Below are 24992 nucleotides of genomic sequence, written 5' to 3'. Positions count from 1 at the left end.
TTGGAAAGGAGCTTTTTCGTATGTACGGATTTAGATTAGCCTTCGATGATTTCGTATTCTTCGTCTGCTAATAATAAAATTTGTGTTTTCTTACCTTTGTTTTGAACTTCGATTACATCGTAAGCACCTAAGTCTCTTATTTTGCTTTGAGAAGCGTTAACCATAACTTCAATAGAATCAATTAAGATATCTTCTTCAATGTATGATTCAGGCAATGCCATATCTTCAGTATCTAATACACATGCGTATAGATTTTGTAAGTTTTCAGCAGTTGGATTTTGTTCTTCAACATCAATGATGTTTTTTACTGCTTCCATATTTTCTTCTTTTGCTTGGTATACTTTAATTTTAGCCATTGTTTTAATCTCCTTTATAACGTAATCGTAGAGGCTACACTTCATTATAACGTTTTTTTCATGAAAGATGAAATTGTTATATGTATTTATAGGGAAATTTAAGTGTTAGTACTCATTTTTAATGCGATAAGTAGGCAAATATATTCCTACGTTAAAGTTATATTGTCCAAGCTTTTCTCATATCCCCCTCATATTATGTGTATGAGATAAAACATATAGAGAAGGGATGGAGTGTAAGTGGGTTGTGAGCCGAAACGAAATGATCGATGTTGCCAAAATAGTATTTGTGAATTTTTGCGAAGTCTAGAGCCTTTTACAAAAGTTGAGAGTATTGTAATTGCCGGAAATGAAATTGTTGTATCTTATTTTCTTTCATTTAATAAGAAGAATGGTGTCGTATCCTTCGTACAAGAGGACGATGAGGTTATTTTTGTAGATTGCTCTAAGATTGATGCAATTCGAATAGGAAAAGTTTGTAGTTGTAAAACGAAAGTCAAATTTATTGAAGAGGATTTCAGTCTACTTGGAAACGTTTGTCCGCAATGTTTAACAGAGGGAAGCACACTCTTTTTTGACTTTCACAATTCAGAATTGAATTTATCACTTCAAGCAAAAACAATTGATGCGCCTAGTTGTACTGGGTTTATAGATGAGATGGGAAATGTAGTAAAACAAATTACTATAATAGGTGAAGCAATTGTTTCTAAAGATTTTGTTCAAGTGCCTGAATTATTAAGTTTCCGACTAGTATTATCTGATACGGCTACGAATCCTTTAAAGTTTGGAATACTGTTCATTAATTTCCCTGATCTTACGTTTATTATTCTTTTCGCATCGAGTAGATACCTCAACATTTCGAATTGTTTGAGGATAGAGAGTGGAACTGGTAATGCTGAAATAGAAGAGATGAAAAAGATAATATCGAATGACGATAATACGTACACATCAGTTGTTAAAGTGACTAAAGTATATAAAAACGGAGGAACAGAATCATTTGTTTATAAGAAGGAGTTATAACATATATTTTTAAATGAACCCTTAAACTAATGTTAAGGGTTTTACATAATAATATAGATTGCGAATTATTATTAAGTATATTATCTGTAAACCTTTTTACAGGACAGTCATTTACTTATTTTTAGATGTTATAATAATTTTATATTTATGAATAATTTATAATTATATGGAATGTAGTAGACGTTTGCTTATATGTAGAAAAGAGTAGAAGTACATTAATTCTAAAGAAAGCAGGAATGTAAATGATATATGAAGCGAATATACATACAAGAGAAAAATTAGTTACTATGTTCGAAGATTTCAATAACGTTGTTTTACTTTCTTATTTACAAGGACATATGGGTACCGCTTGGGTAAATGATCTTGAAAATCCGACAGTAGCGCAAATTACGGTAGGGATCTTTACATTTTACGCTGGGGATTCAAAGGTGAAAGAAACAGAAGAATTGCTTCGAAACATTCCTGATAGAATGTTAGTCATCGTAAATAGTGTAGAATGGAAAAAGCGTTTAGAAACATTTTACGAAAGAAAAATAGATAAGTTTTTACGCTATAAATTTAAATGTAATGCAGAAGTTTTTGATCGTTCAAAATTACAATCTCTTATATCAGCGCTTCCAAAAGGATACGAGTTAAGAAGAATAGATGAAAATATCGTAAATAACCCTACATTACATAAAGTCTCTAAAGATTTTACAAGTCAATTTCAATCAGTAGAAGATTATATAAACCGAGGTATAGGGTATTGTATTTTGTATAAAGGAGAAGTTGTATGCGGTGCATCATCATATAGCATTTATGATAATGGCATTGAAATTGAAGTTGCGACTGATCACAATTATAGAAGAAAAGGATTGGCGACTATAGTTAGTGCAGCACTAATCTTGGACTGTTTAGAAAAAGGGATATATCCAAACTGGGATGCAGCGAATACTACATCTGCAAAACTAGCTGAAAAACTAGGATATGTTTTTGATAAGGCGTATGATACTTATTTTGTGGATAATAGTTCAAATAAAAGAGCAGTTAGCCAAAGCTAACTGCTCCTCTCCAAAGGGGGAATGGAGAGATACAATCATGTTATTTACATTATTGACGGGAGGTTGATTTTTAATCAATCTTCTATAAAAGTTGAGATAAAATATTTTTAATTAACCCTGAGGATCCAATTAAGAGTACTGATAAAAAAACGATTGAGAATATACTTTTTTTAGGTTTTTTAAATTCTATGTATATGTTAATAATGGCACCAATTGCAACTACAGTAAAGATAACGAGTCTTATTACATCTATCATAAATAACGCTCCTTTTAATTACTTAATTGTATTATATAGGAATTGGCCTTTCGATTAGTTTATTTGAATACGATTTAAGGTAATTTTAAACAAACTAATCATTTATACAAAAGTAAGGTTAAGAAAAAAGACAGCGTAAGAAGTAATAGTATATCTTGTAGAAGCTGATGTTGACCAAATAAATTAGGGTTATTATCTATGCGGAAAAGTATAATTAATATTTATATATACTCACTTTAGGTACTTTTACAACTTAAATAATAAAACATGCTTTTCATAATGATCCAAACACCAATTATATTTTTCTAGAATAATTGGATGAACAACTTCTTTCGGAGTATCGACCTCAGTATAGCCATATTTCTTATAAAAGTTTTCTAATTCCTCAAAAGGAAGACAATATACATTTGGAACTTGTAATTTCTTCGCAGTTTCTACTAAAAATGAAACAAGATCCCCAGCTAATTGTAGCCCTCTAAATTGAGGAAGAATATAAATTCCACCCATTTCTAAAGTATCTTCATCTATTTGGACTAATCGTCCAACACCTGCATATTCATTGTTGTATGTAATAATTGCAACTTTATCTCTTTTTAAATCACTTCGTACAAATCCTATTGAGTCGTATTGATTATTAATCCATTCTAAATCATTAGATGTAGCCATTTGGATACTCATAGACATCCTCCTTCGGAATGCTAGCACTATTTTTATTATATAAAACATAAGATGCTATATCAAAAGAACCTTAATATAGCACATTTGCAAAATTTATTAGTTGAAGTTGTAGATTTGCTGGTATTGAAATGATAATTTCAACTAAAAGAGGATAAGAACCTTGTGAATTTAGTGTAAAACTAGTTCTTGTGTTTGGTAACGCATTATTATTTAAGCGTATAGAGTTTATAGGCTTATTTTAATTGGTGTAGCTACTATATTATTGGAACTAGTAAGGAAATATAATAATCCCCAGCCTGAGTGATAAAAATCGTATTAGGATTTAGCAAAAAAAACCTCCTGAAAAAGAAAAGGGATTTAAAAATAAGAGCACTTCGAAAAGTGCCCTTCAGTAACGACTACTCATTCTAAAAAGAAAGGATGCAATATATCATATGAAGTTAAGTGTATTTAATTATGGGCCTTTTATATAAAAGTTTTATCTTGTTCCGAATAAAAAGGCGGTTGTTTCCGCAACCACCTTTCAGTAAAATAAAGCACTTTTTATGAAATAAATTATGGATGATCCCTAAAAAAGGTTATAGGATATACTCACATTTTTATAACTAAAGTGACGAGTTCAGGTTATAAGAAAGGAACAATTATATTGTATGAAATCTATTCTAGAGTAGTCGCAAAGAAAGCTGTCTTCTTATTTGAAGGTAGCTTTCTTTTATTAGAAAAAGAAGTAGAAGTAAAATAAAAGATTAAGTTACTTGTCCAAACAAATCTTTAAAAAATACATAAAATGCTAATAGTTAGTCAATATTTTAATATTGCTAACTTTTAAGACTAAAAGGGGTGATTTTATGTGTGAATGTGAAGTTTGTAGAAGAAAGAAAAATCGGGATCCATTAAATCGGGATTGTGAGCCGAAAAAACGAGCTCCTAAGCTAAAAAAAGAGGATTGTGAACCAAAAAAAGAGGATTGTGAACCAAAAAAAGAGGATTGTGAGCCAAAAAAAGAGGATTGTGAACCAAAAAAAGAGGATTGTGAGCCAAAAAAAGAGGATTGTGAACCAAAAAAAGAAGATTGCGAATCATTAAATTATTATTCGTTTAGTAAAAATACAAATTTTTTAGAGGAAGCTATACAAACAGATAAAATCGATCAAATTTCTGAGGAATATATTGAAATAGTTGATTCAGCAGATGTACAAGTTACTACTACAGATACAAAAGCTGCGCTATCTATCCAAGCGGCATTACAAGCAGCTATCGTAGTTGTAGTAAGTATTTCTATAGCAGATAGTGAAAAGGCAGATAAAATAACACAAGAATTATTTCAAAAATCAGCTATTAAACAAATTAATAGACAAAAAACATTTATAAAAAATTCCAGAAACGTAACCGTAACAACGACTGATACAGATATTGCAGTGAATATTCAAATTCTCCTTCAAATTTTATTAGCTTTATTAGTTAAACTAAACATTTTATAAAGTGTCTATCCTATTGATATTTAGCTATAAGTTTTCACTCTAAGTAAACGTTTTTTGTTGTAACATATGGTACAAGCTTGGACTTCTTATTATGACTGAATTATTATTCAAGATAAATGAAAAAGCAAGTATGGAAAACTACAAATAAAGTTGAAATACATTATTTAACAGTAAATGAAACTTATATTTATGTGAAGTGAAGGAAAGAAAGCTGACTTCTTATTAGAAGCCAGCTTTTTAAAGTTATTAGTAAAAAGAAGTGGAAAATAGAAGATTAAGTTACTTGTCCAAGCAATTTTTATTAAATTACATATAATGCTCTTAGTTATTTGAAATTTTTATAGAAAATTGATTGGAGTGAATATTGTAAATGGATGATTTAAACAAATTTTCTTCCTTTAAGTTTGATAAGGATCAAAAGAATATAATTATAGACCTTTTACTCTCAGATATTTTTAATAGGCATGGGATAAATGAAGAAAAACTAAAAAATTTATCGCCAGAAAAAAAGCAGCAAATTAAAAGTATTGTTTCTGAAATACAATCACAAGTTAATAATTATTTAGATTGAAAGGGGGTGAACGTATGGACAAAACATGTCATTCAGATGAAAATAAAAAATGGAGTGCATTAGATTACTCAAATCCTCATCCATCTTTTAAAAATGCTAGTGTTTCAGAAGCAGCTGCGCAAGAAAGTAAAACTTACCAAATTTCTGAAGAATCAATTACAATTGTCGATTCAGCAGATGTAGAAGTTACTACTACAGATACAAAAGCTGCGTTATCTATTCAAGCGGCATTACAAGCAGCTATCGTGGTTATAATAAGTATTTCTATAGCAGATAGTGAAAAAGCTGATCGTGTTGCACAAGAATTGTTTCAAAAATCATCTATTAAACAAATTAATAAACAAGAAACTGTTATTAGAAATTCTAGAAATGTTACAGTTACGACTACTGATACAGACATAGCAGTAAATGTTCAAATTCTTCTCCAAATTTTATTAGCGTTACTAGTTAAATTAAATATTTTATAAAATGTTTAACTTGTTTTTTATCCAGTGATTCTTACAGGTGAATATTTACTGTTTTAATTATAGTACAGGCTATAAATATTAATCATAACTGGACTAATATTTAACATCGCTAAAATAATAATGAGAGCAATGTGATGGAAAATGAAGTTTGGTTATTTTATGAAAATTTAAAAGCCATTTCCTTTATTGGATTTGGCTTTTAAATTTTAAACAGTATGAATTTGAAAAGATTATATTAAGATAAAGAATTAAAATATAATGATACAAAATACTTATAAAATTATTCGTGTTTTAGAAAAATAATAAGAAAAAGGTGTTTAAAATAGAATCATTTGTATTAACAGTTCAAGTTTTGAAGAATAGTGCATACAATATAAAGTGTTTTCCTTTCTTCATTTAAGTTTTACGTATATAATTTAAAGGTACTATTTTTATTTTATTATTTTATATTTATAACAGAATAGAGGTTTAAAAATGGGTGTTAAAATCATTACGGATAGTGCGGCGGATTTACCAGTAGAATTGCTGCAAGCATATGATATTGATTTAATTCCACTCCGTGTTTATGATGAATCAGAAACAGAGTATTTAGATGGAGTAACATTAGAGTCAGTTACATTATTGCAAAAAATGAGAGAAGGCGCTGTTTATAGAACGTCATTGCCTTCACTTGAAACTTTCCAAGAAAAATTTGTTTCTTATGCAAAAGAAGGTAATCCTTGTATATATTTAGCTTTTTCATCTGAACTGTCTGGTACATATCAATCATCAGTTCTCATTAAAGAGGAAGTAAAAGAAACATATGCTAACTTAGATTTAGAAATTATTGATACGAAATGTGCTTCGCTTGGTCAAGGTCTTGTTGTTTTAGAAGCTGCTAAAATGGCGAAAGACGGCGCATCAAAAGAAGATATTTTAAAACGTGTTGATTTTCTAATGAACCATATGGAACATATCTTCACTGTAGCTGACTTACAGTACTTAGTGAGAGGTGGACGTTTAAGTAAAGTCGCAGGATTTATCGGTGGTTTACTAAACATTAAACCGATCTTAAACGTGGAAGAAGGAAAACTTGTACCACTTGAAAAGGTAAGAGGGAAAAAGAAAGTACTTGGCCGAATTGTCGATATAATGGAAGAGCGTGGAAAAAAACTTAAAGGTCAAACAATCGGTATAACTCATGGTGACGATTTAGAAACAGCTGAAGCATTAAAAGCATTAATTACAGAAAGATTTGGCTGTGAAGTATTTATCGTAAATACAATTGGTGCAGCAATCGGAGCACATACAGGACCTGGCGTTATAACGTTGTTTTTCTTAAATGAAGTAGAGTAAAGGATTGATCATTTGATCAATCCTTTTTTAATCTAATTTATCCCGCTTTAACGGGCAGTAAGACCCCCACCTCAAAATTCAGCGGAAACAAAGAAGTTAGGTGGGGGATGAACAAAACCCCCACTGATTAAAGTTTCACTTTATATGTAATTATTTATTAACTTTCTCTTTAAAAGGTAAGAAGGTAGATAGGAAAGTGATAATCGCTAGTCCAAAGCCGAATCGTTCAGTTTGATCAATTACTAAGTCGTTTTTCCACTGAAAAATGAAAGAAGCGAATATTAAAAGTAAAGCAGCGCCTCCAACATATCTTACTATTTTTCGTGAAGATGCATCTTTAAGTCTTACAAACATGTGTATCATCCTTTCGTATTTATTAAATAATTCGACAAACTAATTTCTAGGATTTGATATTAATAATCCGTCTATTAAATTTATTTGATTTTCTTGTTTACAATAGATATCTTCTATCTACTAGACAAATGTAATGAACTATAACTATCTTAAATGAATAATAATAGTTTACATGTAGTTAAATCCTTTTCATTAAGTTTATCGTAATTCAAGTATATGACTCTGTCTTTGTTAATAACAAGTAGTAAAATCTCATGAAAAAAATGGACGAAAAACCCAAATTTTAACCATAAAATTTAACAAGCCATCTAGAAATAATCATAGTATGAATGTAAAATTAAAATGCGTGAGACATTTTTTTACATTTGTGAAATTATACATTTTCTTAATATGAAAGATTAAGCAATACATAATAGCTGATTTGGTAAAAAGTAAGAAATGGTTAAGCAGGGAGAGTAGAAAGATGGAAATAGGGGAACGTATTCGCCATGTTCGAATGCATAAAGGATTAACACAGGGGGAGCTCGTATCAGGAATATGTTCAATAACATATTTAAGTAGAATAGAAAGTGGAAAAATAAAACCGTCATCTTCTTTTATAAAAAAAGTTTCTAAGAAGTTAGATGTAGATAGCGATTATCTTGTAAATGGAAATTATGAGGAAATAAAGATTACTATTTTTAATATATGTAATAAATATAAAAAAGATAAAAGTATTACAGAAGCTGACTTATCTTTATTAGAATTATACGTTCGTGAAGTAGATTCAATCCCTTTATTACTAAAGGTATATGGTGTACTTATATACTATCATGCCCGGCAAAAAAATATGTTATATGTGAAGTCGCTTATAGTTCAAGCTTCGCAAATGATACCAAGTCAGGTTGAAATGCAAGATCCTGAAGATTATATTTATTATTTAAAAGCTCGAGGTTTATATTTTTATAATAAACAAGACTACAGTGCTGCTCATGATATATATGTACAGGCTGAGAGTTTACTTGGTGCAGAAGAAACTGAACAACATGGTCATATATACTATAATTTATGTCATGTATATAAGGAGCTTTATAAAGATAAAAGTATTAGTCGTTTGTATGCCTTAAAAGCTTACAACATATACAGAAAAAATGGTATGCAGAAAAACGTAATAAATACACTTTTAATGCTTACAATATTGTATATTATGGATGAGTTATATGAAAAGGCACTTGAAATTTTACAGCAAGTAGAAAATAGTTTGGCTATTAATGGTGAGTCAAAGTATTTACCTGTAATTTCTTATGATTACGGGAAAATTTATCAAGGTTTGAAAGACTATACGAATGCCATTAAATACTACGAAAAAACTTTGGAATTAAGTGAATTTTTATCACAGAAAGATCAAAAAGTATATGCGTTACGAAACATGTTGGAGGTTTACATAGAACTTAAAGCTTGGGAAAATGTTAATAAGGTTATGAATGAAGCATTTCATTTTTTATCAATTTATGATGTACCAATTGCACATGTTCAACTATATGGTTTGAAAGCTAAAGTATTCAAAATACGTGGGGATTATTATGAATATGAGAAAAATATGCAAAAGGCAATTGAAGTGGGAGTAGGAAAAAAACAACATCGTTTAGTTGCTGAATTATCCTATGAATTAGGTAACTTTTATAATGAAAATCGCTCTTATAAATTATCTGCGAAGTATTTTAAAATGTCAGCTGAAAATAAAATGGATTTATAAAGAAGTTTAGTTAAAAGTTCTTATAAATTGTAAAGGGTTATCCAAAAGAGTAGAGTATTTTATACTTTTTGGATAACCTCTTTTATTGCTATTCTATAATTATTGATTGATATCTTAGCATTTTATCTTTTTATTGGGGAGTAATACTTATTCGAGTAGCAGTAGCATTCATAGGTCTATGTGATGTGCGTTTCAGTAGAAAAAGCAAATAGTATAAATAAAAATGTATTTATAGAAATCTAAATATTTCAAGATATTTAAATTTATTTATTTCATATATAATTGTGTAGGGGGAAATATCTGTAACTATTTGTAAAAAAGGGGGCGGCTATAAAATGCATGAAATTGCTAAGTGGGATTTAGATTCATTGTATTCGAATGAAGATATCCTATCTCCAATATTGGAGTTAAAAGAACAATTTTTTGTAACAAAAGATATAGGGATTCTTTCAAATCTTATACAATCTATTGAAAAAGCAGAATACTATTTGTACTGTCGATTGGCTGAAGAAAGTGTTTCATCTGACATTACTAGATTGACTGTGAAAGTAAAGGAACTAAAAAGTGAAGTGCAGCAAGTAATACAGCAAAGTGAAGTTGAAATTACTGATAATACTAGGCTAATAAAAGATGAACTACATGCGTGGGAAAATATGTACATACAATTAAGGAATAGGATAGAAATAGAGCACAATAATAAGCAATTATCATTTGGACAAGCAAATCATGTTGCAATGAATAGTGATAATGAAAAGGAAAGACTAGAAGTATTCGAGTCATTAATATGTGCCTTACATAAGGAGAAAGAAATTTTTGCTACTGTATTAAATCAAATAGGAAGATTGCGTAATACAAAGGGCAATGAATTAGAAGATAGAGAGATTTTAGCAAGGTCCCTTTATGCGAATGGTATTTCAGAAACTGTATTATTACAAATATGGAATGCGACAGAAGAAAACCTAGATAAATTAGTAAGTGCTTTAAACGTGTATAAAAAAGGAAAAACTTCGATAACATGGCATGAACTTATGATAGTAAAGGAGAATAATGAGGTTATTATTCCTTTTTCAGTAGCAGTACAAAACATATACGGTGCATTTAAAAATATAGATGAAGAATTAGCAGAATTTGCACGTCATGCGATAGAAAGTGGTTGGGTAGATGCAGAACCGAGAGAGAATAAACCCCCAGGTGGATTTTGTGCTCCTTTTTTCAGTGAAAAAGAATCTCGAATCTCTATGCGTTATGACGGAAGTATCGATAGTGTAAGAATACTTGCCCACGAACTAGGACATGCTTGGCATTTTTATAATATGAGTTTTGAACAATCCTCTTCTTTTTTAGATGATTATTTGCCAATGAGTACAGCTGAATCAGCATCTATTTTCTTTGAAACGGTGCTTATAAATTATCTAATTCAAACAACAGATAGTATAGATATAAAAAAGTCATTGCTTAGCTGGAAAATAAGAAACTGTTTTAATTATGTAATGGCAATTCGAGCATCGTACGAATTTGAGAAGAACTTTTACGAGAAATGTAAAGAAAGTCCTTTAAGTGCTGATCAAATCGAGAAATTATCTATAGTAGCGCAAGAAAAAGCATATGGAAATTCATTATCAGAATATCAGCCGTTCGTGTGGATGAAATATATTCAATTTTATATAGCAGATGTTCCTTTTTATAATTATCCATACACATTTGGGTATTTAGCTAGTTTTAGTTTATTAGAAATAGCTAAAGAAAGTAAAAGTACTTTTCACTTGAAATATAAAGAGTTTTTACGAGAAACAGGAAAAGCTCCAGTGGAAGAACTGATGAAAAAACATTTTGAAATAAATATAACAAGATATGAATTTTGGGATAAAGCTTTTAAACAAATTTCTAAAGATATTGATGAATATTTGCAACTTATGTAAGGGGAGAGTAAAGTGAATCACCAACTTATAAAGGGAATACCTTTTTCAACTTTAGAATATGCACAAGTTATAAGTTTATTAAAAGGTTGGCTACATGAAAAACAAGAGAAACCAAGATTTGTAGTAACTGCAAATCCTGAAATTGTTATGTCTGCAAAGGAAAGCACGGCTAAATCTAAACAGTTTAAAAAGATGTTACTATCTGCGGATTTAATAACAGCGGATGGAATTGGTGTCATAATTGGCTCGAAAATATTAAAAGGAACGCTGAAAGAACGTGTCACAGGGGCAGATATCACTCACGATTTAATAAAATATTGTAACGATAATAGATACCGCGTCTTTCTTTTTGGAGCTGCTCCAGAAAGTAATAAAAAGGCATTAGAAAAATTAAATGAGCAGTTCCCAGGAGCACAGTTTAAAGGACAGCATGGATTTGTAAATGGTGAAGAAATAGAAGAAGTAAAAATGAAAATAAAGCAATTCAAGCCGCACTTACTGTTAGTAGGACTAGGTTCACCGAAACAAGAAGAATTCATCTATGAAAACATACAAACATTAAACGTTCCACTATCTATTGGTATTGGAGGTATGATCGATATATTATCTGGTACTGTAAAAAGAGCACCGAAAATTATGAGGGATACAGGAACTGAATGGTTATATAGATTACTCTCACAGCCGAAAAGATTAAAGAGACAAATCGTACTTCCGAAATTTTTATTGTCGGTTATGTCTGAAAGAATTAAAGGGAGTAATTAATAAAGGAGAGTACATTCATGAACAGAATCGGAATTATCGGAGCAATGCAAATTGAAATAGACTTACTTTTAGAAAAATTAGTTGTACAAGAAGAACAAATAATTGCGGGAATGCCTTTTTACGTTGGAGAATTCATGGGAACTGAAGTAATTGTTACAAGATGTGGTGTAGGGAAAGTAAATGCAGCCGCATGTACGCAAACATTAATTCATAAATTTGATGTAGATGCTATCATCAATACAGGTGTTGCTGGTGGGTTACACCTAGATGTAAAAGTTGGTGATATCATTATTTCAACGAATGTTACCCATCATGATGTAAGTAAGACTCAAATGAAAAACTTATTCCCGTTTCAAGAAGAATTTATCGCAAGTAAGGAATTAGTAGAGTTAGCGCGTATTGCATGCAATAGTAGTAATTTACACATAGAGGTTCATGAAGGAAGAATTGTAAGCGGTGAATGTTTTGTTGAAGATTCAAAACTAAAAGCGAAATTAATAGAAGAATATGCACCGCATTGTACAGAAATGGAAGGTGCAGCAATTGGACATGTTGCCTACATAAATGAAGTACCGTTTCTCGTAATGCGATGTATTTCTGACAGTGCAGACGATGAAGCACAAATTTCTTATGATGACTTCGCGAAAACGGCCGCAAACTATTGTTCAGAAATTATCGTTGAGATGCTGAAAAATATATCAAGTAAAACTGTATTATAATTCAAAAGGAGAGAATGAAATGTTACAAGCATTAATTTTTGATATGGACGGAACGTTATTTCAAACAGATAAAATTTTAGAATTATCGTTAGATGATACTTTTAATCATTTACGTTCATTACAATTATGGGATACGGTAACACCTATTGATAAGTACCGTGAAATTATGGGCGTGCCGTTACCGAAAGTTTGGGAAGCTTTATTACCGGATCATTCTCTTGAAATAAGAGAACAAACAGATGCATATTTTTTAGAAAGATTAATTGAAAACATTAAGAGCGGAAAAGGTGCTTTATATCCGAATGTAAAAGAGATTTTTACATATATAAAAGAAAATAATTGCTCAATACATATTGCAAGTAATGGTTTAACTGAATATCTACGAGCAATTGTATCTTATTATGATTTAGACCAATGGGTTACTGAAACGTTTAGTATTGAACAAATAAACTCACTTAATAAAAGCGACTTAGTAAAAAGTATTTTGAACAAATATGATATAAAAGAAGCAGCTGTAGTCGGGGATCGTTTATCTGATATAAGCGCAGCTAAAGATAATGGCTTGATTGCGATTGGATGTAATTTTGATTTTGCACAAGAAGATGAACTTGCCCAAGCTGATATAGTAATAGATGATTTACTGGAGTTGAAGGGGATATTGCCTGCTATACAGAGATAATGAAGTTGTTTAAATTACAATATAATCATTCTAAAAATAATAAAGTCGTTTAAAAATCTTTCTTCCATTAACGGAGTAAATTGCTTAGTGGGGAATTAAAATAAGTACTTGTGGCTTCTGAAGAAATGGAAAAAGAAAGATGTTAAATACAAAGTAGACTCTGTTATACAGAGGTAGAGATAGTGGTATTCATTTGTGATGGATTAGTAATGGTTTGATTTGGATTATAAGGTGTGTGCGTTTTTTGCCAAGTACTATATGACTTATTCTATGGAGGAAATATGCTTAAAGATAATTTTAACATTAATAATATTCCCACGGTTTTGTGGGGAGATAAAAGTGAAAAAGTTTTTATTGCAGTACATGGAAATATGTCAAATAAGGAAGATGCAGTTATTCAAATATTAGCTGAAGAAGCTAATCAAAAAGGTTATCAAGTATTAAGCTTTGATTTACCTGAGCATGGAGAAAGAACAAATGATAATACTCCTTGCAAAGTACAGTTTTGTGTTAGTGAATTATCTATAATTATGAATTACGCAAAAGAGCATTGGAAAGAAGTAAGTGTGTTTGCATGTAGTATAGGAGCTTATTTTAGCCTTTTAGCCTATCAAAATGATGTGATTGAAAAGGCATTATTTTTATCACCAGTAGTTAATATGGAACGAATTATCGAAAATATGATGAAATGGTTTAATGTAACACCAGAACTTTTGCAAAAAGAAATGATTATAGAGACACCGATTGGTCAAAAGTTATATTGGGATTATTTATGCTATGTAAAAGAACATCCTATTAATACATGGAATATAGATACATATATTATGTACGGAGCTAAGGATGAACTGTGTGAATTTGAAATTATTAACGATTTTACAAAAAAACATCGTTGTGCATTAGAAGTCATGGAGACAGGTGAACATTATTTTCATACTGAAGAACAGTTAAAGATATTTGAACTGTGGTTACACAAGCTTATAGATTAACAAATTATAACTTAACTTGAACAATGTTAGAGTAGAATGATGAATTTATAAACTGATATTATATTTGAGAGACATTATAAATGTAAATCTATTCATTTAAGCAAACAGCTACTTTAGTTCAATAAGACTTAAACAACTATATTATCGATTTAAAACTGAAGTGAAGAATACACATACTACGAATTGAATAAGATAACAATCATAAAAATGCTCAGAATAAATGATTTTAGAGCATTTTTATGTGTTTCTATATTAAGGGGGGATTTACTTGAAAGATATACATATTCAACAAATTGAAGATTTAATGATATACGAACACGAATATCTTGTTCAGGAAAGCAAAGACGAAGGATTTTATTTCCTAATAAAATTAATAAGTGAATATGAAAATAAAATAAACACATTTAATAAAACTGGTGAATGCTTATATGGGATTTTTCATGGGGAAAAGTTAATCGGAATAGGAGGGTTAAATGAGGATCCATATACAGAAAATAATAAGATTGGCCGATTAAGGCGATTTTATATTTCAAAGGACTATCGTCGTATAGGGCTAGGGAACTTGTTATTAAAGCGACTATTATCTCATGCGGAAAAGAATTTTAAAGTAGTTGTTTTACATACAGATACAAAACAAGGTGATGCATTTTATAGTGCAAATGGATTTGTGAAGGGGCAGGTATATAAAGGCTCTAGTCACTATAAAGTATTATGTTAGTAAAAAAAGAGACCTCTGCTTCGAAAAATAAGCTTATGAAGTCTCTTTTTTCTAGTCAATTATGTTTAACATTCATTTCTTTCAATAGTCCCTTCGGATCACCTTTTACATAATAAAAATGTGGATTATTTTCATCGTCGTAAAGCATAATATAAGGTTTTTGATTAAGAGGGAGAAGAATAAGTACTTCATCAATTGTTGTTTGTAGCCATTGATTTGTAATAGAAACTGGTTTAGATAAAGGGATTTTTATCATGTGACCATCTTTTGGAACGACATTTAAGTTTTTGAAGGGGCCAGTAATGGATTTAGCATATTGAACAGCTTTTTTTTGAATAGCTGGATCTAAAGATTGTTTTTGAACGACCATTTCTTTTTGACAATCAAATACTTCAATTTGTTGATTTGTATTTGCGAACGCATTTGTTGATAATAAGAAGAAAACAAGAGTAATGACCCCGATTTTTTTCATCATAGTACAACACCTCGTTTTTACTATACCCTTAACTAGTTCAAATATTTTTCTGTCACATACATGTAACAAAGAAGTTGTATGATACAATTAATTTTTGTTTAAAAGCAATGGAGGATAATGTATGAAAGTATTAATCGCAGATGATGAACAAGATATGCTAAGGATTTTAAAAGCTTATTTTGAGAAAGAAGGCTTCGAAGTTTTCTTAGCGAAAGATGGAGAAGAAGCACTTCAAATATTTTATGATGAAAAAATTGATTTAGCTATTTTAGATTGGATGATGCCGAAACATAGTGGTATTACTGTTTGTAAGGAAATAAAGAAAAACTCAAGCGTAAAAGTATTAATGCTTACGGCGAAAAGTGAAAGCGAAGATGAATTAGCAGCGCTTCAAAGCGGGGCAGATGAGTACGTAAAAAAACCATTTCATCCAGGTGTATTAATCACTAGAGCGAAAAAGCTTATACAGCACGATGATGTCATTCAAGTTCAAGATTTGAAAATAGATTTTACGAAAAATAAAGTTTATAAAAATGACAAAGAGTTAGATATTACAAAAACAGAGCTAGAATTAATAAAGTGTTTTTTAAGTCATAAAGGCATGATTTTGACTCGTAAAAAATTGTTAGATATCGTATGGGGATTTGACTATTTTGGAGAAGAGCGAACTGTTGATACACATGTAAGAAGGTTACGTAAAAAAGTAGGAGAAAATATTATAAAGACGCATCGTGGTTTAGGGTATAGTTTGGAGGAGCAGAGTGAATAAACTTGGAAAAAAACTATTTCTCAGCATTTCTTTAACTGTTATTCTTATTTTTACAATCTCTTTATTAATAATTAACTATCTTTTACCGAAATATAATATTTACAAAACGAGAGAGAACTTGAATGAATTTACAGTGCAAATACAAAATACATCTGTAAATGAGTTAGAAGATGTAATTCGTACAATTGAAAGCGAAAATAACGTTACGTTTGCATATACGTCAATCAATCAGTCAGAAGATGATATGAACGAATCGTTACGCATGCAACTTACGAAAAAGAAAGTAGTTTTAAATAAACTGTGGATTACGAAAGACGCAGTCATGAAGGTGAAAGTGGAAGGGCAATCGAATAAACTATATGATCAAGAGAAGTTAAAAGCAAGTTTTTTCGCTAAATATATTGCAAAAGATAATACAATAATTTTAATGGGAACTTCTATTGCACATTCTAACGAAATTATAAAAACGTTAAATACATTTTATTTATACATTCTTTGTTTCTCACTCCTTCTTATTATTTTACTTGTGTGGATACTTTCAAAAATAATAACGACTCCATTAAAAGAGCTAAGTGATGTAGCTCAGGACATTTCACATTTGAAGTTTAAAAGAACAAAAGTGAAAACGAACGATGAAATAGGGGAGTTAGCCGATAGTATTAATATCATGAGTGATACACTACATGAAGCACATCAAGATTTAACAGATCGTAATGAACATTTAAAACGATTTATGGGTGATGTGACGCATGAATTAAAGACACCAATTGCATTAGTAAAAGCATATTCTATGGGAATTAAGGATGGGTTAGATGATGGGACATACGTAGATACAATTATAAAACAAACAGATCAAATATCAAACTTAATTGAAGAACTATTACAATTTTCGAAGTTAGAAAGAGATGTTTTACAAAAAGAAGAATTCCCTATTGAACCATTAGTCCGAAGTATAATAGATAAGCATAAAATTGAACTGGAGTCGAAAGAAATACAGTTGCAGACGAACAGTAATATTAAAAATCAGGTCATTTATGCGGATTTAAATAAAATGGGAATGGTGTTTCAAAATTTAATTTCTAACGCAATAAAATATACAACAAATCAAAACATAATAATCACTTTAGAAGAGAGAAATAAAAGTGTATATTTTCAAATTAAAAATGGGATTAATGCAGAACAAATTAAAGATGTCGATAAAATTTGGGAACCTTTTTATGTCTTAGACTCTTCACGAAGTAAAGAAAAATCAGGCACAGGATTAGGACTAGCGATAGTGAAAAGTATTTTAGAAAGGCATGGTTTTGACTATGGCGTATCTACTAAAGAGGGAGAAATACGGTTTTATATTACTATGAAGAATGACTAATTCAATACAATTAGAAGCATCGTCTATTAATAGGTGATGTTTTTTATTGATTATATGAGAGCAGTAAATCAGAATATATAACCTTGAAAGCCCGTTGGAAGAGTGTTCTACAAATTTCTCAAGTTGCTGTATAAAAAATAAACTGAATTTTCAGTAATTATATTGTATAGTAAAAGGAGACATAAATGGGGAGGGAAGGATATGGGGAAAAAGAAAATAGCAACATTATCAGCAATATTATCTTTATCAATTACGTCAGGAGTTTCTAGTATGACTGCGTATGCAGACAATAAAGAAACAAACTACATAAATGAGCATGACGTGAAGTTAAATGGAATTGTTTCAGATGCGTTACGTTCAAGTACGAAAATTGAATTAGAAAATGGGATGACAAAACCGATTTATTCGCTTGATGAAGCAATTATTGAAAATTTATTTGTAGAAACGGAAGTAGATAGTGATCGAGATGGAAAAAAAGATCGAGTATCAGTAAAAGTTATGCGTCCAAAAATTGATCCAAATGTGAAAGTTCCTGTTATATATGAAATGAGTCCATATCGAGCTGGTTTAAAAGATGTTCCTGTATATAACGTAGATGAAGAATTGTATGCGTATGAAGGGAAACCGTATGGAGCTGTTAATCTTGGTTCGTATGGAAATTATTATGTACCAAGAGGTTATGCAGTCATTTTAGGTGAAAGTATTGGAACTGGGAAATCAGATGGATGTCCGACGACTGGGGATGAGCAAGAAATATTAGGGACGAAATCTGTTATTGATTGGGTAAATGGACGTGCGAAAGCATATACAGAAAATGGTGAGGAAGTTAAAGCCGAGTGGTCAACGGGAAATGTAGGTATGACAGGAGTTTCTTATAATGGTACGTTACCAAATGCTGTTGCGACGACTGGTGTTGAAGGGTTGAAAACAATTATTCCAATCGCAGCGATTAGTAGTTGGTATGATTATTATCGTGCAAACGGTGCAGTGATTGCGCCAGGTGGATACCAAGGAGAAGATACAGATAATATGGCAGAAGCAGTATTAACAAGGGAAAACCCTGAAGTTTGCGGACAAGTAATAAAAGAGCTAACAGCCGGACAGGACCGGAAAACTGGTAATTATAATGATTTTTGGGATAAACGAAATTATGTAAAAGATGCTAAAAATGTAAAAGCGAGTGTATTTGTTGTTCATGGTTTAAATGATTGGAATGTAAAGACGAAGCAGTTCGCGCAATGGTGGGAAGCGCTTGGAGAGAATGATGTCCCTCGTAAAATGTGGTTACATCAAGGTGGACACGGTGGAACATCAACGAATGACTGGCAAAGAACACAAAACAAATGGTTCGATTATTGGTTGTATGGAATTGAAAATGGAATTATGAATGAACCAATGGTCGATGTACAACGTGAGAATAAAGCTTGGGATAAAATAAAAAATTGGCCGGATCCAGCAGCTGTCCCGTCAAAAATCCGTATGTATTTAAGTAACAAAGCAGTTAATTTACCATTCAGTATGGGTTCTGTTAATAAGGTGTTTTCATTCGTAGATGATGCAAAAATGAAATCAAACGAATTAGTAGCAAACCCAGAATTAGAAGTAGCCAATCGATTAGTGTATACAATGCCTGTACTGCAAAAAGATACGCGTATAAGTGGTACACCAAAGATTTCAATTACAGGAAATATTGATCGATCTGTATCAAATTTAACAGCATTACTTGTTGATTACGGAGGAACGAAGCCGGAAATCGTAACACGAGGCTGGATGGATCCACAAAACGTAAAAAGTATAGAAAATTCAACAGCGATTCAACCAGGCAAAGATTATACATTTACATGGGACATGCAGCCAGATGATTATGTCTTTAAAGCTGGGCATCAAATAGGAGTCGTTTTAATTGCTAGCGACTATGATTATACAATTAGACCGAAAGCGGGCACGAAGCTTACAGTGAAATTAAGTGAAGTGACATTGCCAATTGTGAAATAAATAGTTATGGATAAAGAGGCTGTCCCAAAAGGTGCTTTTTAGCCAAAACCGAATAGAAAGTGAAAGGAAGAAACGTTGATTTAATAACGTTTCTTCCTTTTCAATTTCATGTGATTTTACTTCGAAAGAGACTTATGAGACAACCTCTTTACATTTTGAAAGGGAGAGTTTAATGTGAATGTTTATTGGTAGATACAAAAAGGCTTACAATAAATAAAAAAATTGCATTTATGATCAATAGGCCACTAAATGTAAGCCCAGCAAAACCTCCAGCGAATCCATCTCCTACTTTTTCACCAATTACATGCAAAGTGGCGAAGAAAACGATGGGGGAAGAAAGAATGAAAATGCCACTGGTAATTTTCCATATTCCCCTATATTTCTTTGATATAAAGAAAATTAGAGCATTAAAAGCAATAAGAAGTAAAAGAAATATAATGAATGAATTCATCATATCCTCCTTTTGGTAAAGAGTTTGAATTTTCATTATTTACATTGGTATTTCAAAGGAAATATTATACAATATGATTATATTCTATGGAAAGTGAGTGATATAGTATGACAGTCAGCTCTTTCGAATTTTCATTAAAAATACAGGTACAGGGAGATTAATTGAATTTAAATCTTCCGTACGTAAAAAACGGGGGAGAAAATAAATGTTTAGTTTTTATAGTACACTTTGCACGGAACTTTATGATTACACAAAGCCTGTCGGTTATTCTTTAAATGGTGATATTGAGTATTACGAAAAACGTTTAAAAAATTGTAGAGGAAGAATTCTCGAAGCAGCAGTAGGATCAGGGCGTGTCATCATCCCGCTTCTTGAGGCTGGTTTTACAGTAGATGGGATTGACTATTCACCTGAGATGCTAGAATCGTGCCGTATAAGATGCAAAGAGAGAGGCTTACACCCTAATTTATATGAAGGAAGCTTACAACAATTTTCACTTCCGCATAAATATGAGGCAATTATTATTCCTACTGGTTCTTTTTGCTTAATTGAAAATCGAGAGGATTCTATAAATGCATTGAAATGTTTTTATGAACACCTTAATCCAGGCGGACGATTAATCGTAGATATTATGCTTCCGTATGACTGGAAGACGGGGGAGATTCATACATCGACTTTTTCTTTACCAAATGGTGACGGAATTACATTAGAAAATAAATCAATTGAAATAGATTGGCTGAACCAAGTTACTCTATCCTATTTAAAATATGAAAAATGGAGTAAAGGGCAGTTAGTACAAACGGAATTGCAACGCTTTGCGGTGTGTTGGTATGGAATAGAAGAGTTTAAACTTCTTTTAGAAAGTATTGGTTTCTCTAATATTACTTGCTCTGCTGACTATGTTTTTGAAAAAAAACCGTCAAATGCAAATCAAATGTTTACTTTTGAAGCTGTGCGAAAAGAAAAATAAAGAAGTATGTAAGAAAACAAGGCAATCGATACAATATCGATTGTCTTGTTTTAATTGTATATTATATTGCGTACATGTTATTACGTTTTCATTGTCCAAGCATCCTTCTACTAACTACATATACTATTTATATTAAAGACAGTCACTATTTTAAATAGAACTGTAATGTTTCTATAAATGATATTTTAGAGAGGTAGGGGATAAATTTGGCAAACGAAGAACAAGATAGAATTGAAAATCAAGTGTATTCAAATCGTGTAGTAAGATCAGAATTTGATGCGAATTGGGAAACTTGTATATCAAAAAGTGGTTATATAATTTATGTAGCAACAAGTAATAATGCTGAAGTAATAGTACTTCTTGCAGATGGTTCAAGTAAATTATTAATTTTCGAACAAGGCGGTAAAGTAGTAGTAGGCGGTGGTGGAACAAGTCATTACAGTAAGCCGCACATCGCAAGAAATATTTAAGGTAGAACAAAATGCCGGAAAATGGTTAACTCATTTTAGTAGAACTTGATGTACTACAAATACTTTTGAATGATCAGAGAAGTTTGTAGGGAATTGTACGGATCAATATTTGAAATATAATGTATGGTTTGAAGAATTCTATAAGCAATAAAAAAGCATTTCCTATTTCGGGAAATGCTTTTTCTATGTTATAGTATAATAGTGTTTTAAAACAATGTTATTTTAATATATTTCAAATTTTGTTATGTATTATTTTTATATTAAATTAGTTGCGTAAGTATTTTTTTATATAAGGAGTAATAATTAGAGAAATGAAAAATATAGACTTTATACTAGAAAGTGATGAGGCATTAAAACCGTCTGAACGATTAGTACTATTATTATTAGAGAAGCATAGAATGTTATATACGAACGATCTATTGGCATTATCTAATTTATCATATAAAACATTAACAGATTCATTAACGTCGCTTGTATTAAAATCATATGTGTTAAAGGAAACAGGTAAGGGAAGAAGACAGAATTGTTATAGATTGGTATGATAAGACTGCTGATTTTAGAGATTTTATATTAATATTTGTCGAATGTAAGGGGAAAACGCATTTTTGTTTTCAAATGAAAAATGTAATAAACTTAAATGTTTTTAATTTCATTTTTGTTAATGATAATTTAATTATTTTAAAAAATAGAAAAATAAAATAAACTGCATAAAACAGAAATAAAAAAACAATCCGTTTTTAAAACGGATTGTTTTTTTATTGGAATAATATTATAAGATGAATGGAACACAGGAATAATTATTCTACTTCACTTGTATACTTTTCAGGTAATAATTCCATTACGTTACATTTTACAAGTTCACCATTATAAGAAAGTATAACGTTCGTATTTTTTCCGTAATCACTTATTAATTCTCGACACATACCACATGGAGCAACAACCCAACATTTTTCTATATCTTCATGAGGGTGTGGGTGAGCAACTGCTACAATGGTATCAAATTCATGATCACCTTCTGAAATAGATTTTCCAATTGCCATAGCTTCACCACATACTGTTATTCTTCCAACATTCGCTTCAACATGTACTGCTGCATAAATATTACCTGTTTTAGTGCGTACTGCTGAACCGATATGATGACGGCCATATTTATAGTTTTTTTCGATTACTTTTTCAGCCGCTTTAATTAAATCATAGTCTTCACTATTTAAAGGTATTACGTGTAACATAATTTCGCCTCCATACTAAACATGATTAGCATTATTTTAGCGGGAAATTTTAATATTTAAAATAAAAGATAAATGTTAAATAGATAATATTATTATGTAAACTATAATTAAAAAAGGAATTTATAATAATCAACAGAACATATAGAAGAGTGTGATGATGAGAAAACAGCCTATGATATAGCCTTAGAAAAAGGTCATACTCACCTTTTACATTATTTGCAACAGGGAGTGAACGTGTGATGAATAAATGGAGTGTAGGGATATTTTTATTTAATGAGGTGGAAGTGTTAGATTTTGCAGGGCCATTTGAAGTTTTTTCTATCACTAAAGTACATGAAGAGAAACCATTTACTGTTTATACAGTTAGCCAAAATGGAGAAATGATTACAGCAAGGAACGGATTAAAGGTAAAGCCTGATTATAGTATTGAAGATTTACCACCAGTTGATATATTAATCATTCCAGGTGGTAAAGGCGCACGGGAAAATGAAGTGAAAAATGATATTGTAATAAATTGGGTTCGTCAGCAAATGAAAGAAGTAAAGCTAATGACTTCAGTTTGTACCGGAGCGTTATTACTCGCGAAAGCTGGTTTACTGGAAGGGTTAAAAGCAACAACACATTGGGCTAGTATTCAAACTTTCAAAAAAGATTTTCCGAATGTAGAAGTAATGGAGAATGTGAAATTTGTAGATGAAGGACATATTATTACATCGGCAGGTATTTCAGCTGGTATTAACATGTCATTTCATATTGTGAAAAATTTGCTAGGTGTGGAGATCGCTGAAGAAACGGCCAAAAATATGGAATATGATATTGATTTACAAAATTAAAAAAGCCCAAATTGGGCTTTTTTCTTATTTTGAGTGTATATAGGTATGATCTATGCTCTAAACTTAAGCTCTTAAACAGTCATTCTAGTTTTATCGAATGTACGAAAATGCATCTCTTTTCTCCTTGTAACCATGTTAAAACAAGGAGAACTTTGTATGTAAAAAAACTCTTCTACAATAGTAGAAAAAGAATAACAGAAACTACTATTTTATGCCAGCATACATAAAAAAATGCAATGTAAATATGGAAATGTCGTCGAATGCTATCTTTAATTGGTTAATTAGTGAGATATTTTTGTGAAGGAGCTTATTTTATAAGAATAGAATTAAAGTTAATAAGAAATCATGCCGATGGTAGTGAAAATATATGTGTTAGGGGGATTTCATAATGAGGAAACTCAAGCGAATAAATGTTCCTAATATACAAGAACAACTATCACAGTCTAATGAAAATCGAGCAATTAATAAGAAAAAACTAAGGCGATTTATATTCATGTTTATATTTATTGCGGCGGCTACTTTGTACGTTCAATTTATTTTAACGAAACAACAAGAAATAATTGTAGAAAAAAAAGATACAATTACGAATCAAAAAAAACAATTGGTTTCTTTAAAGAAAGATGAGGCTTCTTTAAAGACTAACATAGAAAATTTAACAGATGATGATGAAGAAATTTTGAAGTTTGCGAGAAAAGAATATCAATTTTCTAAGTCAAATGAAACTATATTTGTGTTGCCGAAATAGTGTAATAGAACAGTTAGCGATAGCTAGCTGTTTTTTCATGTAGGAATGTCATGGTACAAGAAACAATTACATATTATAAAAATGAAGAGCTGGAGCTGTTTTTATACTTATGGAATATATACGAAAATAAATGTTGTTAAAATTCTGTCAATTGTATTATAATACAAGGTAAGCGGATACATTTTTTAATCCATGTTGAGTTTATCACTCATACGACTATTAAGAAAACCGTTATCCCGTATTAGAAAGGAAGAGAGCTGTGTACGCTTCAAATACAATTTATGTCGTAGGGGATGCGAAAGCACCTCAAAATAATCCCATTACCGAAAAGTTTAAAAGCTATTTTGTAGCGTTTGTACTTGTTAAGGAGACTGGGGAAATTGTAGATGCAGATTGCTCAGCGACAATTGCATTAACATCTCAATTCGTTAAATATTTATTTCTACATAAAAATATTAATGACCCAGAATTAGTAATGGAAATAAAAGATCGTTATTTCGGTTCGTCTCAAAAAGCATTACTTGTAGCATTAAAAGATGCACAGAAAAAATATAATCAAATTGCTGCTTTGTCTACCCATTCATAGACAAAATCCAGCCGTAAGAATCTTCTT

At 30.8% G+C, this 24992-nt stretch carries 26 protein-coding genes and 2 pseudogenes; 22 read left to right on the top strand and 6 right to left on the bottom strand.

The window, feature by feature from the left end; genetic code table 11:
* Window positions 1-35 precede the first annotated feature (35 nt).
* The gene (locus ACTT1L_RS00785; protein WP_001062732.1) at window positions 36-356 is read right to left on the bottom strand and encodes a hypothetical protein; all 321 of its coding nucleotides are present in this window, start codon (window positions 354-356) and stop codon (window positions 36-38) included.
* A gap of 237 nt (window positions 357-593) precedes the next feature.
* Here ACTT1L_RS00785 and ACTT1L_RS00780 point away from each other — a divergent pair, with 237 nt between their 5' ends.
* Entirely contained in the window at window positions 594-1373 is a 780-nt protein-coding gene (locus ACTT1L_RS00780) for a BC_2878 family exosporium-associated protein (RefSeq protein ID WP_442821721.1), read from the top strand.
* A 242-nt stretch (window positions 1374-1615) separates the two neighbouring features.
* The gene (locus tag ACTT1L_RS00775; RefSeq protein WP_000638718.1) at window positions 1616-2413 is read left to right on the top strand and encodes a GNAT family N-acetyltransferase; all 798 of its coding nucleotides are present in this window, start codon (window positions 1616-1618) and stop codon (window positions 2411-2413) included.
* 502 nt (window positions 2414-2915) lie between these two features.
* Here the strand turns inward: ACTT1L_RS00775 and ACTT1L_RS00770 are convergent.
* On the bottom strand, window positions 2916-3347 hold the full coding sequence (locus tag ACTT1L_RS00770) for a GNAT family N-acetyltransferase (RefSeq protein WP_442821720.1): 432 nt from the start codon (window positions 3345-3347) through the stop codon (window positions 2916-2918).
* A gap of 848 nt (window positions 3348-4195) precedes the next feature.
* On the opposite strand from ACTT1L_RS00770, the gene ACTT1L_RS00765 reads away from it, so the two are divergent.
* The 4 genes from ACTT1L_RS00765 (at window position 4196) to ACTT1L_RS00750 (ending at window position 7201) form a co-directional block, all read left to right on the top strand.
* The gene (locus tag ACTT1L_RS00765; protein WP_076874362.1) at window positions 4196-4828 is read left to right on the top strand and encodes a spore coat protein; all 633 of its coding nucleotides are present in this window, start codon (window positions 4196-4198) and stop codon (window positions 4826-4828) included.
* A 370-nt stretch (window positions 4829-5198) separates the two neighbouring features.
* Window positions 5199-5399, top strand: a complete 201-nt coding sequence (locus ACTT1L_RS00760) for a spore coat protein W (protein WP_000342253.1) — start codon at window positions 5199-5201, stop codon at window positions 5397-5399.
* A gap of 14 nt (window positions 5400-5413) precedes the next feature.
* On the top strand, window positions 5414-5866 hold the full coding sequence (locus tag ACTT1L_RS00755; RefSeq protein WP_000361679.1) for a spore coat protein: 453 nt from the start codon (window positions 5414-5416) through the stop codon (window positions 5864-5866).
* 474 nt (window positions 5867-6340) lie between these two features.
* The gene (locus ACTT1L_RS00750; protein WP_000538296.1) at window positions 6341-7201 is read left to right on the top strand and encodes a DegV family protein; all 861 of its coding nucleotides are present in this window, start codon (window positions 6341-6343) and stop codon (window positions 7199-7201) included.
* Window positions 7202-7351: 150 nt separating this feature from the next.
* Here ACTT1L_RS00750 and ACTT1L_RS00745 read toward each other — a convergent pair whose 3' ends face one another.
* Window positions 7352-7555 (bottom strand): hypothetical protein, encoded by a 204-nt coding sequence (locus ACTT1L_RS00745; RefSeq protein ID WP_000498065.1) that lies wholly within the window; start codon window positions 7553-7555, stop codon window positions 7352-7354.
* 463 nt (window positions 7556-8018) lie between these two features.
* Here ACTT1L_RS00745 and ACTT1L_RS00740 point away from each other — a divergent pair, with 463 nt between their 5' ends.
* The 6 genes and pseudogenes from ACTT1L_RS00740 (at window position 8019) to ACTT1L_RS00715 (ending at window position 15073) form a co-directional block, all read left to right on the top strand.
* Window positions 8019-9290: a helix-turn-helix domain-containing protein gene (locus ACTT1L_RS00740; protein WP_074543322.1), complete on the top strand. Its 1272-nt coding sequence runs from the start codon at window positions 8019-8021 to the stop codon at window positions 9288-9290.
* 335 nt (window positions 9291-9625) lie between these two features.
* Complete coding sequence (locus tag ACTT1L_RS00735) at window positions 9626-11209, top strand: M3 family metallopeptidase (RefSeq protein WP_442821719.1); 1584 nt, start codon at window positions 9626-9628, stop codon at window positions 11207-11209.
* Between the two features lie 12 nt (window positions 11210-11221).
* Window positions 11222-11971 (top strand): WecB/TagA/CpsF family glycosyltransferase, encoded by a 750-nt coding sequence (locus tag ACTT1L_RS00730; RefSeq protein WP_001016403.1) that lies wholly within the window; start codon window positions 11222-11224, stop codon window positions 11969-11971.
* Window positions 11972-11988: 17 nt separating this feature from the next.
* Window positions 11989-13369 (top strand): annotated as a pseudogene (locus ACTT1L_RS00725) (5'-methylthioadenosine/adenosylhomocysteine nucleosidase).
* Between the two features lie 281 nt (window positions 13370-13650).
* Window positions 13651-14355 carry an alpha/beta hydrolase gene (locus ACTT1L_RS00720; protein WP_000910323.1) on the top strand — a complete coding sequence of 235 codons (705 nt, stop codon included), beginning with the start codon at window positions 13651-13653 and terminating at the stop codon, window positions 14353-14355.
* 268 nt (window positions 14356-14623) lie between these two features.
* Window positions 14624-15073, top strand: a complete 450-nt coding sequence (locus ACTT1L_RS00715; protein WP_442821718.1) for a GNAT family N-acetyltransferase — start codon at window positions 14624-14626, stop codon at window positions 15071-15073.
* A gap of 55 nt (window positions 15074-15128) precedes the next feature.
* On the opposite strand, the gene ACTT1L_RS00710 is transcribed toward ACTT1L_RS00715, so the two are convergent.
* Complete coding sequence (locus ACTT1L_RS00710) at window positions 15129-15548, bottom strand: hypothetical protein (RefSeq protein WP_442821717.1); 420 nt, start codon at window positions 15546-15548, stop codon at window positions 15129-15131.
* 121 nt (window positions 15549-15669) lie between these two features.
* Here ACTT1L_RS00710 and ACTT1L_RS00705 point away from each other — a divergent pair, with 121 nt between their 5' ends.
* The 3 genes from ACTT1L_RS00705 to ACTT1L_RS00695 all read left to right on the top strand — a co-directional run bounded on the left by ACTT1L_RS00705 (window position 15670) and on the right by ACTT1L_RS00695 (window position 19681).
* The gene (locus tag ACTT1L_RS00705) at window positions 15670-16317 is read left to right on the top strand and encodes a response regulator transcription factor (protein WP_000865966.1); all 648 of its coding nucleotides are present in this window, start codon (window positions 15670-15672) and stop codon (window positions 16315-16317) included.
* Window positions 16310-17686 carry a sensor histidine kinase gene (locus ACTT1L_RS00700; RefSeq protein ID WP_076874359.1) on the top strand — a complete coding sequence of 459 codons (1377 nt, stop codon included), beginning with the start codon at window positions 16310-16312 and terminating at the stop codon, window positions 17684-17686. Before ACTT1L_RS00705 ends, ACTT1L_RS00700 begins: the two co-directional genes overlap by 8 nt.
* 201 nt (window positions 17687-17887) lie before the next feature.
* A complete protein-coding gene (locus ACTT1L_RS00695) occupies window positions 17888-19681 on the top strand; it encodes a Xaa-Pro dipeptidyl-peptidase (RefSeq protein WP_442821716.1) in 1794 nt (597 codons plus the stop codon).
* Between the two features lie 169 nt (window positions 19682-19850).
* Here the strand turns inward: ACTT1L_RS00695 and ACTT1L_RS00690 are convergent, their stop codons facing one another.
* The gene (locus ACTT1L_RS00690) at window positions 19851-20132 is read right to left on the bottom strand and encodes a hypothetical protein (RefSeq protein ID WP_442821715.1); all 282 of its coding nucleotides are present in this window, start codon (window positions 20130-20132) and stop codon (window positions 19851-19853) included.
* 205 nt (window positions 20133-20337) lie between these two features.
* On the opposite strand from ACTT1L_RS00690, the gene ACTT1L_RS00685 reads away from it, so the two are divergent.
* From ACTT1L_RS00685 to ACTT1L_RS00675, 3 genes are all read left to right on the top strand, one after another.
* The gene (locus ACTT1L_RS00685) at window positions 20338-21102 is read left to right on the top strand and encodes a class I SAM-dependent methyltransferase (RefSeq protein ID WP_000490900.1); all 765 of its coding nucleotides are present in this window, start codon (window positions 20338-20340) and stop codon (window positions 21100-21102) included.
* 206 nt (window positions 21103-21308) lie between these two features.
* A complete protein-coding gene (locus tag ACTT1L_RS00680; RefSeq protein ID WP_001262613.1) occupies window positions 21309-21572 on the top strand; it encodes a hypothetical protein in 264 nt (87 codons plus the stop codon).
* Between the two features lie 311 nt (window positions 21573-21883).
* Window positions 21884-22114, top strand: coding sequence for a hypothetical protein (locus tag ACTT1L_RS00675; RefSeq protein ID WP_000789033.1), 231 nt, complete (start codon window positions 21884-21886; stop codon window positions 22112-22114).
* A 255-nt stretch (window positions 22115-22369) separates the two neighbouring features.
* Here the strand turns inward: ACTT1L_RS00675 and ACTT1L_RS00670 are convergent, their stop codons facing one another.
* Entirely contained in the window at window positions 22370-22801 is a 432-nt protein-coding gene (locus ACTT1L_RS00670; RefSeq protein ID WP_000903440.1) for a cytidine deaminase, read from the bottom strand.
* A 153-nt stretch (window positions 22802-22954) separates the two neighbouring features.
* On the opposite strand from ACTT1L_RS00670, the pseudogene ACTT1L_RS00665 reads away from it, so the two are divergent.
* From ACTT1L_RS00665 to ACTT1L_RS00650, 4 genes and pseudogenes are all read left to right on the top strand, one after another.
* Window positions 22955-23041: pseudogene (locus ACTT1L_RS00665) on the top strand (ankyrin repeat domain-containing protein); the annotation flags it as partial.
* The gene (locus tag ACTT1L_RS00660; protein WP_000981417.1) at window positions 23038-23634 is read left to right on the top strand and encodes a DJ-1/PfpI family protein; all 597 of its coding nucleotides are present in this window, start codon (window positions 23038-23040) and stop codon (window positions 23632-23634) included. The pseudogene ACTT1L_RS00665 and the gene ACTT1L_RS00660, both read left to right, overlap by 4 nt.
* 388 nt (window positions 23635-24022) lie before the next feature.
* Complete coding sequence (locus ACTT1L_RS00655) at window positions 24023-24379, top strand: FtsB family cell division protein (RefSeq protein WP_001228720.1); 357 nt, start codon at window positions 24023-24025, stop codon at window positions 24377-24379.
* A gap of 259 nt (window positions 24380-24638) precedes the next feature.
* Window positions 24639-24965 carry a DUF3870 domain-containing protein gene (locus tag ACTT1L_RS00650; RefSeq protein ID WP_000271328.1) on the top strand — a complete coding sequence of 109 codons (327 nt, stop codon included), beginning with the start codon at window positions 24639-24641 and terminating at the stop codon, window positions 24963-24965.
* Window positions 24966-24992: the final 27 nt, after the last annotated feature.

It is taken from the genome of Bacillus sp. FH (genome assembly GCF_052216825.1).
Classification (GTDB): Bacteria; Bacillota; Bacilli; order Bacillales; family Bacillaceae_G; genus Bacillus_A; species Bacillus_A paranthracis.
The sequence above is the reverse complement of the archived record's forward strand: the minus strand, read 5'-3'. Positions and strand labels throughout refer to the sequence as shown.

Bases quoted from the DNA above. Each gene is read 5' to 3' on its own strand.
- ACTT1L_RS00750 (WP_000538296.1), top strand. From the start codon at position 6,341: ATGGGTGTTAAAATCATTACGGATAGTGCGGCGGATTTACCAGTAGAA.
- ACTT1L_RS00685 (WP_000490900.1), top strand. From the start codon at position 20,338: ATGTTTAGTTTTTATAGTACACTTTGCACGGAACTTTATGATTACACA.
- ACTT1L_RS00735 (WP_442821719.1), top strand. From the start codon at position 9,626: ATGCATGAAATTGCTAAGTGGGATTTAGATTCATTGTATTCGAATGAA.
- ACTT1L_RS00745 (WP_000498065.1), bottom strand. From the start codon at position 7,555: ATGTTTGTAAGACTTAAAGATGCATCTTCACGAAAAATAGTAAGATAT.
- ACTT1L_RS00740 (WP_074543322.1), top strand. From the start codon at position 8,019: ATGGAAATAGGGGAACGTATTCGCCATGTTCGAATGCATAAAGGATTA.
- ACTT1L_RS00760 (WP_000342253.1), top strand. From the start codon at position 5,199: ATGGATGATTTAAACAAATTTTCTTCCTTTAAGTTTGATAAGGATCAA.
- ACTT1L_RS00770 (WP_442821720.1), bottom strand. From the start codon at position 3,347: ATGAGTATCCAAATGGCTACATCTAATGATTTAGAATGGATTAATAAT.
- ACTT1L_RS00675 (WP_000789033.1), top strand. From the start codon at position 21,884: ATGAAAAATATAGACTTTATACTAGAAAGTGATGAGGCATTAAAACCG.
- ACTT1L_RS00655 (WP_001228720.1), top strand. From the start codon at position 24,023: ATGAGGAAACTCAAGCGAATAAATGTTCCTAATATACAAGAACAACTA.
- ACTT1L_RS00710 (WP_442821717.1), bottom strand. From the start codon at position 15,548: ATGATGAAAAAAATCGGGGTCATTACTCTTGTTTTCTTCTTATTATCA.
- ACTT1L_RS00755 (WP_000361679.1), top strand. From the start codon at position 5,414: ATGGACAAAACATGTCATTCAGATGAAAATAAAAAATGGAGTGCATTA.
- ACTT1L_RS00765 (WP_076874362.1), top strand. From the start codon at position 4,196: ATGTGTGAATGTGAAGTTTGTAGAAGAAAGAAAAATCGGGATCCATTA.
- ACTT1L_RS00695 (WP_442821716.1), top strand. From the start codon at position 17,888: ATGGGGAAAAAGAAAATAGCAACATTATCAGCAATATTATCTTTATCA.
- ACTT1L_RS00670 (WP_000903440.1), bottom strand. From the start codon at position 22,801: ATGTTACACGTAATACCTTTAAATAGTGAAGACTATGATTTAATTAAA.
- ACTT1L_RS00720 (WP_000910323.1), top strand. From the start codon at position 13,651: ATGCTTAAAGATAATTTTAACATTAATAATATTCCCACGGTTTTGTGG.
- ACTT1L_RS00705 (WP_000865966.1), top strand. From the start codon at position 15,670: ATGAAAGTATTAATCGCAGATGATGAACAAGATATGCTAAGGATTTTA.
- ACTT1L_RS00775 (WP_000638718.1), top strand. From the start codon at position 1,616: ATGATATATGAAGCGAATATACATACAAGAGAAAAATTAGTTACTATG.
- ACTT1L_RS00690 (WP_442821715.1), bottom strand. From the start codon at position 20,132: ATGAATTCATTCATTATATTTCTTTTACTTCTTATTGCTTTTAATGCT.
- ACTT1L_RS00785 (WP_001062732.1), bottom strand. From the start codon at position 356: ATGGCTAAAATTAAAGTATACCAAGCAAAAGAAGAAAATATGGAAGCA.